Below are 13815 nucleotides of genomic sequence, written 5' to 3'. Positions count from 1 at the left end.
AAAATTTCCTTCCTATCGTTGCGCCGGGGCAATTATTTATCCAACCCGGCCGGCGGCCAGTTTTCGAGCTTCATGCCGAGCGTCAAGCCACGTGCGGCGAGCACTTCCTTGATCTCGTTAAGCGATTTACGCCCAAGGTTCGGCGTCTTGAGCAACTCATTTTCAGTTCTCTGAATCAGGTCGCCTATGTAGTAGATGTTTTCGGCCTTGAGGCAGTTCGCGGAGCGAACGGTCAGCTCAAGATCATCGACGGGGCGCAGCAGCAGCGGGTCAACTTGAACCGCCTTCTGGTGCTCCACCGGCAGAGCCGTCCCTTCCAGGTCAGCGAACACCGACAACTGCTCCATCAGAATACGCGCGGCATTCCGGATGGCCTCTTCGGGCTCGATAACGCCGTTGGTCTCGATTTCCATGACCAGCTTGTCGAGGTCGGTACGTTGCTCGACACGAGCGCTCTCGACAGAGTAGCTCACCCGACGAACTGGGCTGAACGACGCGTCGAGAACCAGCTTGCCGATGCTCTTTCCGGCATCGCCGAGGTCGCGAAGATTGCCAGGAATATAACCACGGCTCTTCTCAACCTTCAGTTCGAGTGCGAGTTTGCCACCCGAGGAGATGTGTGCAATCACGTGCTCCGGGTTAATGATTTCAACGTCATGCGATACCGCGATATCACCCGCACGAACGATGCCCTCACCCTCCTTGCTCAAATGCAACACAGCCTCTTCGCGGTTGTGCAACTTGAACACGACGCCCTTCAGGTTCAGCAGAATATCGACGACATCCTCCTGAACACCGTCAATCGTGGAGTACTCGTGCAGAACGCCGTCAATGCTGACCTCTGTGGCAGCGAAACCTGGCATGGAGGAAAGCAGGATACGCCGTAGAGCGTTGCCGAGCGTGTGCCCGTAACCACGCTCAAACGGCTCCATAACCACCTTGGCGTGCACAGGCGACAAACTCTGTACGTCAATGATGCGCGGCTTCAATAGTCCACTGCTGCTATACATGTCTTGTCCTTTGCTTCGCGTCAATCAAGCACTACCCTCAATTACTTGGAATACAGTTCGACCACGAGGCTTTCGTTGATCGACGAGGGCAATTCGCTACGCTCCGGACGTGCCTTGTAGGTACCCTTGGCTTCCTTGACGTTCACTTCAACCCACTCGGGGAAGCCACGAGATTCAGCCGCTTCGAGCGCTGCCTTGATACGGAGGTGATTTCTTGCCTTTTCAGCAACTTCAATGACATCACCCGGCTTGACCTGATACGACGGGATATTCACGCGCCGACCGTTGACGAGAATGCAGTTATGGCGAACCACCTGACGGGACTCCGAACGCGAGGCGCCAAATCCCATACGGAAAGCCACTGTATCGAGTCGCGATTCGAGCAACTGAAGCAGATTTTCACCGGTCACGCCCTTGCGCCGGTCGGCTTCCTTGTAAACCTTACGGAATTGCCCTTCGAGCACACCGTAGATACGGCGGATCTTCTGTTTCTCACGAAGATGAACGCCATAGTCAGACAGACGCTGACCGGACTTTTGTCCGTGCTGCCCCGGTGCATACGAGCGACGCTCAATGGCGCACTTGTCGGAAAAACACTTCTCGCCTTTCAGGAAGAGCTTCTCACCTTCCCGACGACATTGACGGCATTTGGGATCGAGATTACGAGCCACTTTTCCTTCTCCTTAAATCCGGCGCTTTTTGGGCGGCCGGCAGCCATTGTGTGGAATCGGGGTAACGTCGGTGATGGACGTGATCTTCATCCCGAGGGCGTTCAGCGCACGAACCGAGGACTCGCGTCCGGGGCCTGGGCCCTTGATACGCACTTCGACGTTCTTGACACCGCATTCCTGCGCCGCTTTTCCGGCGGCTTCGGCAGCGACCTGCGCTGCGAACGGCGTGCTCTTACGCGACCCCTTGAAGCCGGCGCCGCCAGACGTTGCCCACGACAGGGCGTTACCTTGCCTGTCGGTGATGGTGATAATCGTATTGTTGAAGGACGCGTGAATGTGAGCGATACCTTCAGCAATATTCTTTTTAACTTTCTTGCGAACCTTGGTTGCAGTCTTGGCCATGATTAGTTCCTATCACTTTTTGCCAGCAATAGCCTTGCGCGGACCTTTGCGCGTGCGGGCGTTGGTGCGGGTGCGCTGCCCGCGAACCGGCAGCCCCTTACGGTGGCGCAGCCCACGATAACAGCCGAGATCCATCAACCGCTTGATGCTCATGGTCACTTCACGGCGTAGATCGCCTTCAACCGCGAAAGTCCCGACTTGATCACGCAAACGTTCCATCTCGGCTTCGGTCAAATCCTTAACCTTCGTCGAGCGGACGATTCCAGCAGCGTCACAGATCTTCTGTGCTCTGCTGCGCCCAATACCAAAAATCGCAGTCAACGCAATTTCTGCATGTTGGTGGTTGGGAATATTTACCCCTGCTATGCGGGCCATCGTTTTACCCCAATTCTCTGAACGTAAATGAACAGTAATCGGCCATACTCTCGACAGAGATGGCGATTACCCTTGCCTTTGCTTGTGACGCGGATCGGAGCAGATCACGCGCACGATGCCGTGGCGCCGAATAATCTTGCAGTTGCGGCAGATGCGCTTAACAGATGCCAGCACTTTCATGTATTACTCCTAATATATTTTTGGCAGCAGGCGCAGCCAGCCGTTTGCCAATTTGCTTGTACCACGTAGAGATTCTTTATTTGGCACGAAAAACGATTCGTGCGCGACTTAAATCATAGGGTGTCAACTGAACCGTCACCTTGTCACCGGGAAGGATACGGATGTAGTGCATCCTCATCTTTCCGGAGATAAAACCGAGGACTATGTGTCCATTCTCTAGCCTCACCTTAAAAGTTGCGTTTGGGAGGTTTTCGACAACCTCGCCCTGCATCTCGATCAGGTCTTCTTTCGCCATGCTATCTCGCCGAACCCGCAGCACCCTTGAAGTTCGCCTTCTTCAGCAGGCCTTCGTACTGATGCGACATCGCGTAGGCTTGGACCTGAGTCATGAAATCCATAGTTACCACGACGATAATCAGCAACGATGTACCCCCAAAATAGAACGGCACATTCCACTTCAGGATGAGAAATTCCGGAACAAGACAGACAAGAGTTATATAAGCCGCGCCAATCAGCGTGAGGCGCATCAAAATCTTGTCGATATACCGTGCGGTCTGCTCCCCTGGACGGATCCCCGGCACGAACGCCCCACTCTTCTTCAGGTTATCAGCCGTTTCTTTGGAATTGAATACCAAAGCAGTGTAGAAAAAACAGAAGAATACGATTGCTGTGGCGTACAGCATCACATAAATTGGCTGCCCGGGAGACAGCACCGCTGCGACGTCTTTCAGCCAACGCAGAGAATCGTTTGCGCCGAACCAATTTGCAATGGTCGCCGGAAACAAAATAATCGACGACGCGAAGATCGGCGGGATAACACCGGACATGTTGAGCTTGAGGGGCAAGTGAGAACTTTGCCCACCATAGATCTTGTTACCGACCTGCCGCTTGGCGTAATTGACGAGAATCTTTCTTTGACCTCGTTCGACGAACACGACTGCAGCTGTCACGGCCGCGACAAGAACCGTGATGAATATCGCCGAAAGCGGGTGCATCGCGCCAGTTCTAACCAACTCGAGCAACCCACCGATGGAACTCGGCAATCCGGCCGCAATACCCGAGAAGATAATGATCGAGATCCCGTTGCCCAGCCCCCGTTCGGTGATCTGTTCACCCAGCCACATCAGGAACATGGTTCCCGTCAGCAAGGTCGTAACGGTGACAAACCGGAACAGCATCCCAGGCTCGAGAACAAGGCCTTGCGATTCGACACCGACAGCAATACCAATCCCCTGGAAGACCGCCAGCACGACCGTTCCGTAGCGAGTGTACTGGGTAATCTTTCTTCGGCCTGCCTCGCCCTCTTTCTTCAATGCTTCCAACTGAGGGCTGGCGTGGCTCATCAACTGCATGATGATCGACGCAGAGATATAAGGCATGATACCCAAGGCGAAGATCGTAAAGCGCTTCAGGGCGCCCCCGGAGAACATGTTGAACATGCCGAGGATACCGCCCTGATTCCGATTGAAAAACTCGGCAAGCGCCGTCGGATCGATACCCGGAACAGGGATATGGGATCCGATACGGTACACCAACAAGGCGCCCAGCAAAAACATCAGACGGCGCTTCAGATCGCCGTACTTTCCGCTTTTTCCAATTTGCCCAGAACTAGTCGCCAAGTGACACCGCCGTCAGTAAAAAATCAGTCCTCAACGCGGCCGCCGGCAGCTTCGATTGCTGCTTTCGCGCCACGCGTTGCCCCAACACCCTTAAGAACAACCTTCCGCGAGATCTCTCCAGACAAAACCACCTTTGCAGACAGCGCATGCGCGGACACCAGGTTCGCCTGCATCAGGGAAAGAAGATCGATTTCTTCCAAGGGTAGCTTGTCAATCTCGGAAAGCCGAACCTCGACGTTACGAGCGTTAGTCAGCGAGACGAAACCACGCTTCGGCAAGCGACGCTGAAGTGGCATTTGACCGCCTTCAAAACCAACCTTGTGGAAGCCGCCAGCACGAGACTTTTGGCCCTTATGCCCACGACCGGCGGTCTTGCCGAGACCCGATCCAATACCGCGGCCGACGCGACGCACGTCCTTCTTTGCACCAACGGCAGGTTGAATAGTATTAAGTCTCATCTTAGCCCTCACACTTAACAAGGTAAGCCACCTTGTTGATCATTCCGCGAACCGCCGGCGTGTCTTCGAGTTCCGAAACACTATTCAGACGACGCAGGCCAAGGCCGCGCACGGTCGCACGATGCGACTGCTTCGTGCCGATAAGGCTCTTCACGAGCGTTACTTTAACTTTCTTCTCAGCCATCGCTTACCCCAGGATATCTTCGACGGATTTTCCACGCTTGGCCGCGATTTCAGCCGGCGTGTTCATCGCTTGCAGCCCGTTGATCGTAGCCCGAACGATGTTGTACGGGTTGGTCGAGCCGTGAGCCTTGGCGACAATGTTGGTCACGCCCATCACGTCGAACACGGCACGCATTGCACCGCCCGCGATAACGCCCGTACCTTCCGGCGCCGGCTGCATCATCACGCTCGAAGCGCCATGGCGACCCACGACGGTATGGTGCAATGTTCCGTTCTTCAGACTCACCTTAACCATCTTGCGGCGCGCTTCTTCCATGGCCTTCTGCACAGCCACCGGAACTTCACGCGACTTGCCCTTACCCATACCGATTCGGCCATCTCCGTCACCTACGACAGTGAGTGCAGCGAATCCGAGAATCCGGCCACCTTTTACAACCTTGGTGACACGGTTGATGGATATCATTTTTTCGCGGAACCCATCATCCGGCTTATCGGCCTGCTGGGTCTTTTTGCTTTGCGGTTTTGCCATCGCTTACTCCAATCTTATGTCCGGCGCGCTCAGAACTTGAGGCCGGCTTCACGCGCGGCCTCGGCCAGCGCCTTGACGCGTCCGTGGTACTGATAGCCACTACGGTCGAAAGCAACCTGCTGAATCCCGGCACTCGCGGCACGTTCTGCAACCAACTTGCCCACCATCGCGGCTGCCGCCGCATTGCCTCCGTTCGCCAGATCCTTGCGGACTGCGCTCTCAAGCGTCGAAGCCGACGCAAGAACCTTCGATCCGCACGCCGAGATCACTTGCGCGTAGATATGGCAGTTCGTCCGGTGCACGGACAAGCGCACGGCATTTAGTTCGGCAATCTTGGCCCGGGTTTTGCGGGCTCTACGCAAACGCGCCTGTTTCTTGTCAATCATTTCAGCACCTTACTTTTTCTTGGTTTCCTTGAGAACGATAACTTCGTCCGCATAGCGAACACCCTTGCCCTTGTACGGCTCCGGCGGCCGGTAAGCGCGAACTTCTGCAGCGACCTGACCAACCTGCTGCTTATCGACGCCCTTGATCAGAATTTCGGTCTGCGTAGGGGTTTCGCATTTCACACCGGCCGGCATCTTGTGTGCAACCGGATGCGAAAAGCCCAACGTCAGGTTGAGAACATCGCCCTGGGCCTGCGCACGATAACCAACGCCGACAAGCGTGAGCTTGCGTTCGAAACCCTTAGTAACACCAGTGACCATATTGGCGAGGATTGCGCGCACCGTCCCAGACAGAGCATGCGAATTCTCCACCCCGTCCACCGGCCTGCAAAGCAGAGACGAGTCCTCTTTGGTGACGGAAACGGCCGGATTCAGATCAAACTTGATAGACCCCAACGGCCCCTTGACCGTGATATCAGCACCGCCGATGGCGACATCAACGCCTTGCGGAAGCACGATCGGATTCTTTGCAACACGGGACATAGCTTCCCCTTAAGCGACGATACAGAGCACTTCGCCACCCACATTGCTGGCGCGTGCCTTGCGATCTGTCATTACCCCCTTTGGCGTGGAGACGATCGCCACGCCAAGGCCGTTCATCACGCGCGGAATATCGCCAACGCCCTTATAGATACGCAAGCCAGGCTTCGACACCCGGTCAATTCGCTCTATAACCGGCCGTCCGGCGTAATATTTCAACGCGATTTCCAACGTCGCCTTGCCCTCGCTGTCGGTAACGGCAAAATCCTCGACGTATCCTTCGTCTTTTAACACTTTTACGATTGCAACCTTTACCTTGGAAGAAGGCATGGCAACCGACGGCTTGTTAGCCAGCTGCGCATTGCGGATGCGGGTCAGCATATCGCTGATCGGATCGCTCATACTCATATCGTATACTCTCCTGCTTACCAGCTAGCCTTGGTCATGCCGGGCACCTCGCCCCGCATCACGAAGTCACGCAACTTACTGCGCCCCAGACCGAACTTACGGAACACGCCGCGCGGACGCCCGGTCGCCTTACAACGGTTACGCAAACGCACGGGACTCGCATTCCGCGGCAACGCCTGAAACTTCTGCCTTGCCTCAAAACGCTCTTCTTCCGAACGGGACACATCACCGATGATCGCCAGGAGTTCCGCACGCTTTGCCGCGTACTTCTCTACGATCTTGCGCCGCTTATCTTCACGGTTAATCAGTGCTAGTTTCGCCATGTAAGCCTCAGTTCTTGAACGGAAATTTGAAGGCCGCGAGGAGTGCCCGCGCCTCTTCATCGCTCTTTGCGGTGGTCGTAACACTGATGTTCATACCACGCAACGCGTCAATTTTGTCGTACTCGATTTCCGGGAAAATAATCTGTTCCTTGACGCCCATGTTGTAATTGCCACGGCCATCAAAGCCTTTTCCGGAGACACCACGGAAGTCCCGAACGCGCGGAAGCGCCACGGCAACCAGACGATCAAGGAATTCGAACATCCGCGGACCACGAAGCGTAACCATGCAACCAATCGGGTAACCTTCGCGAATCTTGAAGCCGGCGATCGACTTGCGCGACTTGGTCACAACCGGCTTCTGGCCAGCGATCTTGGTCATATCGCCTACGGCGTTTTCCAGCACCTTCTTGTCAGCCACCGCCTCACCCACACCCATATTCAGGGTGATCTTGGTGATACGCGGGATTTCCATCACGGACTTGTACCCAAATTTCTGAGCCAACTCCGGAGCTACCGTACTCTTGTAATAGTCCAGCAAACGTGCCATGTCCGCTCCTTATACCCCGACCTGTTCGCCATTCGACCTGAAGACACGCACCTTCTTGCCATCCTCAAGAACCTTGAAGCCAACCCGATCCGCCTTCTTGGTGGACGGGTTAAACAACGCGATGTTGGATACGTGCAACGGCATGTCCTTGTCGACAACCCCGCCCACGACACCCTTGACAGGATTCGGCTTCACGTGCTTCTTGACGCGATTAACACCTTCAACCACGACATGATCAGCATCTGTACGCCGAACAACTGCACCGCGCTTGCCCTTGTCTTTGCCAGCGATGACAATAACTTCATCGCCCTTACGAATCTTTTCCATCGCCACCCCTTACAGCACTTCAGGCGCCAGCGACACGATTTTCATGAATCGCTCGCTACGAAGTTCGCGCGTAACCGGCCCGAAAATACGGGTTCCGATAGGCTCCAGCTTATTGTTCAACAACACTGCCGCATTGTTGTCAAACTTCACCAGCGAGCCATCCGGCCGACGAACACCCTTTGCCGTGCGCACAACCACGGCATTGTAGACGTCACCTTTCTTGACCCGACCTCTCGGCGCGGCATCCTTGATGCTGACCTTGACGATATCGCCAACGCTCGCATAGCGGCGCTTCGAGCCACCGAGCACTTTTATACACATAACTGAACGCGCGCCGGTATTGTCGGCAACGTCCAGAACCGTCTGCATCTGAATCATTTATGTCTCCAACTTGTCCCGCCAACGCGGTCAGTCTTGGAACCCCGAAGGGCAAGAACGCCCGACGTCATAGGTCGGGCGCGAGGGACAAGCATTATATCCGATTTTTAGTGAAGCACAAGCCTAAATCGCGATCGCCTTTTCGAGCAGCTTGGTAACCGCCCAAGACTTGGTCTTCGACAAAGGACGCGCTTCCTGGATTTCCACGAGATCCCCGGCTTTCGCCTGGTTTTCTTCGTTGTGCGCGTGATATTTCTTTGAACGCACGATGATCTTGTCGTAGATCGGGTGTTTGACTCGACGCTCAACCAAAACCGTAACGGTCTTGTCCATCTTGTCGCTGACAACACGCCCAACCAGGGCACGCCTTCTGATTTCTTGGCTCATTGTTGCACCGCCTTTTCACGAAGAAGAGTGCGAACGCGCGCAATATCACGCCGAACCTTGCCGATCTGGCTAAGGTTGGTCAATTGCTGCGTCGCCTTTTGCATGCGCAGATTGAACTGTGCCTTCAGAAGCTCAAGGAGCTCCTTGTTCAATTCATCAACGCTTTTCGCTCTTAGTTCACTGGCTTTCATTTCTCACCCTACGATTCGGGTTACAAACGTCGTCGGGATGGGCAGCTTCGCCGCGGCGAGCGCAAAGGCTTCACGCGCCAGCGTCTCGGCAACGCCATCCATCTCGTACAACATCTTGCCGGGCTGTATTTCGGCAACGTAGTACTCGGGATTTCCCTTACCGTTACCCATACGGACTTCAGCGGGTTTCTTGGAGATAGGCTTGTCGGGGAAAATCCGGATCCAGATACGCCCACCCCGCTTGATATGACGGGTCATCGCGCGACGCGCCGCCTCAATCTGACGAGCAGTCAGACGACCGCGCCCAGTCGCCTTGAGGCCAAACTCGCCGAAACTCACTTTCGTCCCGCGCGTAGCCAGACCGGTATTCCGGCCCTTTTGCTCCTTGCGGTACTTTCTTCTAGTTGGCTGCAGCATCAGTCGTTCCTGCCTTTCTTACTCGTTTTGCCGGCGCCTTGGCGTCTGTAGCAGCGCCCTCGACGGCCGACTCACCATTGCCCTTTACGGCGCGCTTAGCGCGATCCGCATCGCCGGACGGCTTAGCGGCACGCCGCGGCCGACGACCCGGCTCTTCGGAAGCCGGCGAATCGGTCGCAGCCCCCTCAGCCGCTTCGTCACGATTGAGAACCTCACCCTTGAACACCCAGACCTTGACACCAATGATGCCGTAGGTCGTAAGCGCTTCCGAGGTCGCATAATCGATGTCGGCACGCAGTGTATGCAGCGGAACACGCCCTTCGCGATACCACTCACGCCGCGCAATTTCCGCACCATTCAGACGCCCGGAGCTCATGATTTTGATACCCTGGGCGCCCAGCCGCATTGCGTTCTGCATTGCACGTTTCATCGCGCGACGGAACATGATGCGCTTCTCGAGCTGCTGCGTAATCGAATCGGCAATCAGTTGCGCATCAAGCTCAGGCTTGCGGATCTCTTCGATGCTGACATGCACCGGAACACGCATGATCTGCTGCAGCGCCGTGCGGAGCTGATCGATGTCCTCGCCCTTTTTACCGATGACAACACCCGGGCGCGCCGAGAACACGGTAACCCTGGCGTTGCGAGCGGGACGCTCGATCAATACGCGCCCGACAGAGGCGTGCTTGAGTTTCTTCTTAAGGTAATCTCGAACCTGAACGTCTTCGTTCAGCATGGTCGAGTAGTTCTTGCTGTTGGCATACCAGCGCGACGACCAATCACGCGTAACAGACAGCCGGAAGCCGGTCGGATGAATTTTCTGTCCCATTTCTTTTCCTTAGTTTCCGACGGTCAAGAAAATATGACAGGTCGGCTTGACGATCCTGTTGCCACGCCCCTTCGCTCGGGCCGTGAAGCGCTTGAGCACCATGCCCTTCTCGACATAGACACTCTTGACTTTCAACTCGTCGATGTCAGCACCGTCATTGTGTTCAGCATTGGCAATCGCCGACTCAAGCACCTTCTTCATGATTCCAGCGCCCTTCTTGGGGCTGAACGTCAAGATGTTGAGCGCTTTATCCACAGGCAATCCGCGGATCTGGTCGGCAACCAGCCGACCCTTTTGGTCGGAGAGCCGAACGCCGCGCAAAATAGCACGTGTTTCCATATCCATTCCTTTACTTCTTCGCCTTCTTGCCGGCGGTGTGGCCTTTGAACGTACGGGTCAGCGAAAACTCACCCAGCTTATGCCCGACCATGTTTTCCGTAACGTAGACCGGAATGTGCTGCTTGCCGTTATGAACCGCAATCGTCAGCCCAACGAAATCCGGAAGCACCGTAGAACGGCGCGACCAAGTCTTGATCGGGCGCTTGTCGCTGGTTGCACGAACCGTCTCGACCTTCTTAAGCAAGTGGGCATCGACAAACGGGCCCTTTTTAATGGAACGTCCCATAGTTCTCTATCCCTTAGCGTTTATGACGGCGCTGCACGATCATCGAGGTCGTACGCTTGTTGCTGCGAGTGCGATACCCCTTGGTCTTCTGCCCCCACGGAGTAACCTGCGGCATACCGGATGCAGTACGGCCCTCACCACCACCGTGCGGGTGATCCACCGGGTTCATGACCACACCACGGACTGTCGGGCGAATTCCGCGCCAGCGATTCGCACCGGCCTTGCCGATTGAACGCAGGCTGTGCTCTTCGTTGCCAACTTCTCCGACAGTGGCCCGGCACTCGACATGCACTCGGCGAATTTCGCCGGAACGCAGTCTAAGCTGCGCATAAACGCCCTCGCGAGCCAGCAATTGAGCGGAGGTCCCTGCCGAGCGCGCGAGCTGCGCACCCTTGCCAGGAATCATTTCAACGCAATGAATTGTCGTACCAACGGGGATGTTGCGAATAGGCAGTGCGTTTCCGGCCTTGATGGGCGCCTCTGAACCGCTGACAACCTGCTGACCAACCACCAGCCCCTTCGGCGCAACCACGTAGCGGCGCTCGCCGTCCGCGTAGCACAGCAACGCGATGTTGGCGGTCCGATTCGGATCATATTCGATGCGCTCGACCTTCGCCGGAATACCATCCTTGTTGCGTTTGAAGTCGATGAGGCGATAGTGCTGCTTGTGGCCACCGCCCTGGTGCCGCGTGGTCACACGGCCGTTATTGTTGCGACCGGCGTTCTTCGACTGCGCCTCGACCAAAGCGGCGTGGGGCGCACCCTTGTGCAGATTGGCATTGACGACCTTGACTACGGCGCGACGACCAGGCGAAGTCGGTTTTACTTTGACGAGTGCCATTACACAGCCCCTCCATCAACGAAATTAATCTCTTGGCCCGGTTTCAAGCTGACATACGCCTTCTTCCAGCCCTTGCGGCTTCCCATGTGGCGCCCGAAGCGCTTCTGCTTGCCCTTCACGTTGGCAATCTGAACCGACTCGACAGCCACCTTGAACAGCAACTCCACCGCAGCCTTGACTTCCGGCTTCGTCGCGTCGGACGCAACCCGGAAAATAACCTGCTCGTTCTTGTCCGCGACGTAGGTCGCCTTCTCAGAAATCTGAGGAGCAAGCAACACTTGCATCAAACGCTGTTGATTCATCCCAGAATCTCCTCAAACTTGGCGACGGCACTCTTCGTCATCAACACCTTGGGGAAACGAACCAGCGACACCGGGTCAGCTTCATTCACTTCCAGGACAAGCACATTCGGCAAATTGCGCGAAGCAAGGTAAACGTTCTCGTCGAGGCTGTCGGTAATCACCAACACCGAGTCGTAACCCATGCCCTTGATCTTCTGCGCGAAGAGTTTGGTCTTCGGCGCATCAACCGAGATGCTATCGACGACAGCCAACCGGTCTTCACGCACAAGTTGCGACAGAATCGACGCAACACCTGCACGGTACATTTTCTTATTCAGCTTCTGGCTGAAATTCTCTTCAGGAGAATTCGGGAAGATGCGACCACCCCCGCGCCACAACGGCGAGGAGGACATACCGGCACGCGCACGACCGGTACCCTTTTGACGGAACGGCTTGGACGTGGTGTGCTTGACTTGCCCACGATCCTTCTGCGCGCGATTCCCGCTACGCGCGTTGGCTTGATAAGCGACAACGACCTGATGAACCAGAGCCTCGTTGTATTCACGCCCGAACAAAACGTCCGATGCCTGCAACCGGCTGGCTTCCTGGCCCTGCTCATTGATAAGCTTGAGTTCCATTATGCCCCCGCCTTCACAGCCGGGCGCACGACCAAATCCGACCCCTTGGAGCCAGGAACTGCACCCTTAACCAACAACAACTGACGTTCGACATCAACGCGAACCACCTCGAGATTCTGCTGCGTGCGCTTGACATCGCCAAGATGCCCCGCCATACGCTTCCCGGGGAAAACACGACCCGGATCCTGGTTCATACCAATGGAGCCCGGTGCGTTGTGGGACACGGAGTTGCCGTGCGTAGCACGTTGCGAACTGAAATGATGCCGTTTGATTCCGCCGGCAAAACCTTTACCGATCGTATTCCCGGTCACATCGACCTTCTGGCCGACGGCGAAGATCGAAACACTGATCTGATCACCGGGCTTGAGCGACGAAATTTCCTCTGGGGACAGGACGAACTCTTTGAGCAACACACCCGCTTCGACACCCGCCTTGGCCAAGTGACCGGCCAACGACTTCGTGACACGCGACGCGCGCCGCTTGCCGAAGGTTACTTGCACGGCGGTGTAGCCGTCGCTCTCAGGCGTTTTGATCTGGGCGACGCGATTGTTCGACACGTCGAGCACTGTTACCGGAACGGACATGCCGTCGTCGGTAAAGATGCGCGTCATGCCGACCTTGCGCCCAACAAGGCCTAGACTCATGGTTATTCTCCTCTTGCCAGCTGCGATTGGCCGGCGAGCACAAAACAAAATGAGTGGCATCGCTTGATGCCACTCGGTGAAAGTCGGCCATTATAGCCGGCTTAAAGCTATTACTGCAATTTAATTTCTACATCCACTCCAGCCGGAAGATCGAGCTTCATCAGCGCATCGACGGTCTTGTCGGTAGGATCAATGATGTCCATCAGACGGAGGTGCGTACGGATCTCGAACTGATCACGGGAGGTCTTGTTGACGTGCGGCGAACGCAGCACATCAAAACGCTGGACACGAGTCGGCAAGGGAACCGGGCCACGTACGACAGCCCCGGTGCGCTTGGCAGTTTCGACGATTTCAAGAGCGGACTGATCGATGAGGCGATAATCGAAAGCTTTCAGCCGGATACGGATTTTCTGATTTTGCATTTTCAGGTTCCAAAGAGCGAAGGGGCGGGAGACTTCCCGCCCGCGTAGTAACTATTACTCGATAATTTTTGCGACGACGCCGGCGCCGACGGTACGACCGCCTTCACGAATAGCGAAGCGCAGACCTTCTTCCATCGCGATCGGACAGATCAGCTTGACCGTCATCTGCACGTTGTCGCCCGGCATGACCATTTCGGTACCTTC

29 protein-coding genes are annotated in these 13815 nt (G+C 55.9%); all 29 read right to left on the bottom strand.

Annotated elements, in window-relative coordinates:
* Window positions 1-32: 32 nt before the first annotated feature.
* Entirely contained in the window at window positions 33-1010 is a 978-nt protein-coding gene (locus tag BO74_RS08220) for a DNA-directed RNA polymerase subunit alpha (protein ID WP_496441431.1), read from the bottom strand.
* Window positions 1011-1051: 41 nt separating this feature from the next.
* Window positions 1052-1681: a 30S ribosomal protein S4 gene (rpsD, locus tag BO74_RS08215; protein WP_496441429.1), complete on the bottom strand. Its 630-nt coding sequence runs from the start codon at window positions 1679-1681 to the stop codon at window positions 1052-1054.
* Window positions 1682-1693: 12 nt separating this feature from the next.
* Window positions 1694-2083: a 30S ribosomal protein S11 gene (rpsK, locus tag BO74_RS08210; RefSeq protein WP_496441428.1), complete on the bottom strand. Its 390-nt coding sequence runs from the start codon at window positions 2081-2083 to the stop codon at window positions 1694-1696.
* A 12-nt stretch (window positions 2084-2095) separates the two neighbouring features.
* A complete protein-coding gene (gene rpsM / locus BO74_RS08205) occupies window positions 2096-2458 on the bottom strand; it encodes a 30S ribosomal protein S13 (RefSeq protein WP_496441427.1) in 363 nt (120 codons plus the stop codon).
* 66 nt (window positions 2459-2524) lie between these two features.
* Window positions 2525-2638, bottom strand: coding sequence for a 50S ribosomal protein L36 (rpmJ, locus tag BO74_RS08200; protein ID WP_263769975.1), 114 nt, complete (start codon window positions 2636-2638; stop codon window positions 2525-2527).
* Between the two features lie 76 nt (window positions 2639-2714).
* The gene (gene infA, locus BO74_RS08195) at window positions 2715-2933 is read right to left on the bottom strand and encodes a translation initiation factor IF-1 (protein WP_496441424.1); all 219 of its coding nucleotides are present in this window, start codon (window positions 2931-2933) and stop codon (window positions 2715-2717) included.
* Between the two features lies 1 nt (window position 2934).
* Complete coding sequence (gene secY, locus BO74_RS08190; protein ID WP_496441511.1) at window positions 2935-4194, bottom strand: preprotein translocase subunit SecY; 1260 nt, start codon at window positions 4192-4194, stop codon at window positions 2935-2937.
* 86 nt (window positions 4195-4280) lie between these two features.
* A complete protein-coding gene (gene rplO, locus BO74_RS08185; RefSeq protein ID WP_496441422.1) occupies window positions 4281-4715 on the bottom strand; it encodes a 50S ribosomal protein L15 in 435 nt (144 codons plus the stop codon).
* Window position 4716: 1 nt separating this feature from the next.
* On the bottom strand, window positions 4717-4899 hold the full coding sequence (gene rpmD, locus BO74_RS08180) for a 50S ribosomal protein L30 (RefSeq protein WP_496441420.1): 183 nt from the start codon (window positions 4897-4899) through the stop codon (window positions 4717-4719).
* A 3-nt stretch (window positions 4900-4902) separates the two neighbouring features.
* Window positions 4903-5427 (bottom strand): 30S ribosomal protein S5, encoded by a 525-nt coding sequence (gene rpsE / locus BO74_RS08175; RefSeq protein ID WP_496441419.1) that lies wholly within the window; start codon window positions 5425-5427, stop codon window positions 4903-4905.
* 29 nt (window positions 5428-5456) lie between these two features.
* Window positions 5457-5810: a 50S ribosomal protein L18 gene (gene rplR, locus BO74_RS08170; RefSeq protein WP_496441508.1), complete on the bottom strand. Its 354-nt coding sequence runs from the start codon at window positions 5808-5810 to the stop codon at window positions 5457-5459.
* A gap of 12 nt (window positions 5811-5822) precedes the next feature.
* Window positions 5823-6356: a 50S ribosomal protein L6 gene (gene rplF, locus BO74_RS08165; protein ID WP_496441417.1), complete on the bottom strand. Its 534-nt coding sequence runs from the start codon at window positions 6354-6356 to the stop codon at window positions 5823-5825.
* A 9-nt stretch (window positions 6357-6365) separates the two neighbouring features.
* Window positions 6366-6761, bottom strand: a complete 396-nt coding sequence (rpsH, locus tag BO74_RS08160) for a 30S ribosomal protein S8 (protein ID WP_496441416.1) — start codon at window positions 6759-6761, stop codon at window positions 6366-6368.
* Window positions 6762-6778: 17 nt separating this feature from the next.
* Entirely contained in the window at window positions 6779-7084 is a 306-nt protein-coding gene (rpsN, locus tag BO74_RS08155) for a 30S ribosomal protein S14 (protein WP_496441414.1), read from the bottom strand.
* Window positions 7085-7091: 7 nt separating this feature from the next.
* Window positions 7092-7631: a 50S ribosomal protein L5 gene (gene rplE / locus BO74_RS08150; protein WP_496441412.1), complete on the bottom strand. Its 540-nt coding sequence runs from the start codon at window positions 7629-7631 to the stop codon at window positions 7092-7094.
* A gap of 9 nt (window positions 7632-7640) precedes the next feature.
* Complete coding sequence (gene rplX, locus BO74_RS08145; protein ID WP_496441410.1) at window positions 7641-7958, bottom strand: 50S ribosomal protein L24; 318 nt, start codon at window positions 7956-7958, stop codon at window positions 7641-7643.
* A gap of 9 nt (window positions 7959-7967) precedes the next feature.
* A complete protein-coding gene (gene rplN / locus BO74_RS08140) occupies window positions 7968-8336 on the bottom strand; it encodes a 50S ribosomal protein L14 (protein WP_496441408.1) in 369 nt (122 codons plus the stop codon).
* Window positions 8337-8459: 123 nt separating this feature from the next.
* Window positions 8460-8723, bottom strand: coding sequence for a 30S ribosomal protein S17 (gene rpsQ / locus BO74_RS08135; protein ID WP_496441406.1), 264 nt, complete (start codon window positions 8721-8723; stop codon window positions 8460-8462).
* A complete protein-coding gene (gene rpmC, locus BO74_RS08130) occupies window positions 8720-8914 on the bottom strand; it encodes a 50S ribosomal protein L29 (protein ID WP_496441404.1) in 195 nt (64 codons plus the stop codon). Before rpmC ends, rpsQ begins: the two co-directional genes overlap by 4 nt.
* A gap of 3 nt (window positions 8915-8917) precedes the next feature.
* The gene (gene rplP / locus BO74_RS08125) at window positions 8918-9331 is read right to left on the bottom strand and encodes a 50S ribosomal protein L16 (RefSeq protein ID WP_496441402.1); all 414 of its coding nucleotides are present in this window, start codon (window positions 9329-9331) and stop codon (window positions 8918-8920) included.
* Complete coding sequence (gene rpsC / locus BO74_RS08120; RefSeq protein ID WP_496441400.1) at window positions 9315-10160, bottom strand: 30S ribosomal protein S3; 846 nt, start codon at window positions 10158-10160, stop codon at window positions 9315-9317. Before rpsC ends, rplP begins: the two co-directional genes overlap by 17 nt.
* A gap of 9 nt (window positions 10161-10169) precedes the next feature.
* On the bottom strand, window positions 10170-10499 hold the full coding sequence (rplV, locus tag BO74_RS08115; RefSeq protein ID WP_496441507.1) for a 50S ribosomal protein L22: 330 nt from the start codon (window positions 10497-10499) through the stop codon (window positions 10170-10172).
* A 10-nt stretch (window positions 10500-10509) separates the two neighbouring features.
* On the bottom strand, window positions 10510-10785 hold the full coding sequence (gene rpsS / locus BO74_RS08110) for a 30S ribosomal protein S19 (protein ID WP_496441398.1): 276 nt from the start codon (window positions 10783-10785) through the stop codon (window positions 10510-10512).
* Window positions 10786-10798: 13 nt separating this feature from the next.
* Window positions 10799-11626 (bottom strand): 50S ribosomal protein L2, encoded by an 828-nt coding sequence (gene rplB / locus BO74_RS08105; protein ID WP_496441396.1) that lies wholly within the window; start codon window positions 11624-11626, stop codon window positions 10799-10801.
* Window positions 11626-11928, bottom strand: a complete 303-nt coding sequence (gene rplW / locus BO74_RS08100) for a 50S ribosomal protein L23 (RefSeq protein WP_496441394.1) — start codon at window positions 11926-11928, stop codon at window positions 11626-11628. Before rplW ends, rplB begins: the two co-directional genes overlap by 1 nt.
* On the bottom strand, window positions 11925-12545 hold the full coding sequence (rplD, locus tag BO74_RS08095; RefSeq protein WP_496441392.1) for a 50S ribosomal protein L4: 621 nt from the start codon (window positions 12543-12545) through the stop codon (window positions 11925-11927). The genes rplW and rplD overlap by 4 nt, the downstream gene beginning before the upstream one ends.
* Window positions 12545-13189, bottom strand: coding sequence for a 50S ribosomal protein L3 (gene rplC, locus BO74_RS08090; protein WP_496441391.1), 645 nt, complete (start codon window positions 13187-13189; stop codon window positions 12545-12547). Before rplC ends, rplD begins: the two co-directional genes overlap by 1 nt.
* Window positions 13190-13299: 110 nt before the next feature.
* Window positions 13300-13611 carry a 30S ribosomal protein S10 gene (gene rpsJ / locus BO74_RS08085; RefSeq protein ID WP_305073101.1) on the bottom strand — a complete coding sequence of 104 codons (312 nt, stop codon included), beginning with the start codon at window positions 13609-13611 and terminating at the stop codon, window positions 13300-13302.
* Between the two features lie 54 nt (window positions 13612-13665).
* Window positions 13666-13815: EF-Tu C-terminal domain-related protein (locus BO74_RS08080; RefSeq protein WP_496441505.1), on the bottom strand; the 150-nt coding region annotated here is incomplete at its 5' end.

The sequence above is a fragment of the Propionivibrio pelophilus DSM 12018 genome, assembly GCF_059569095.1.
This window is presented reverse-complemented; position numbering and strand designations above follow the sequence as displayed.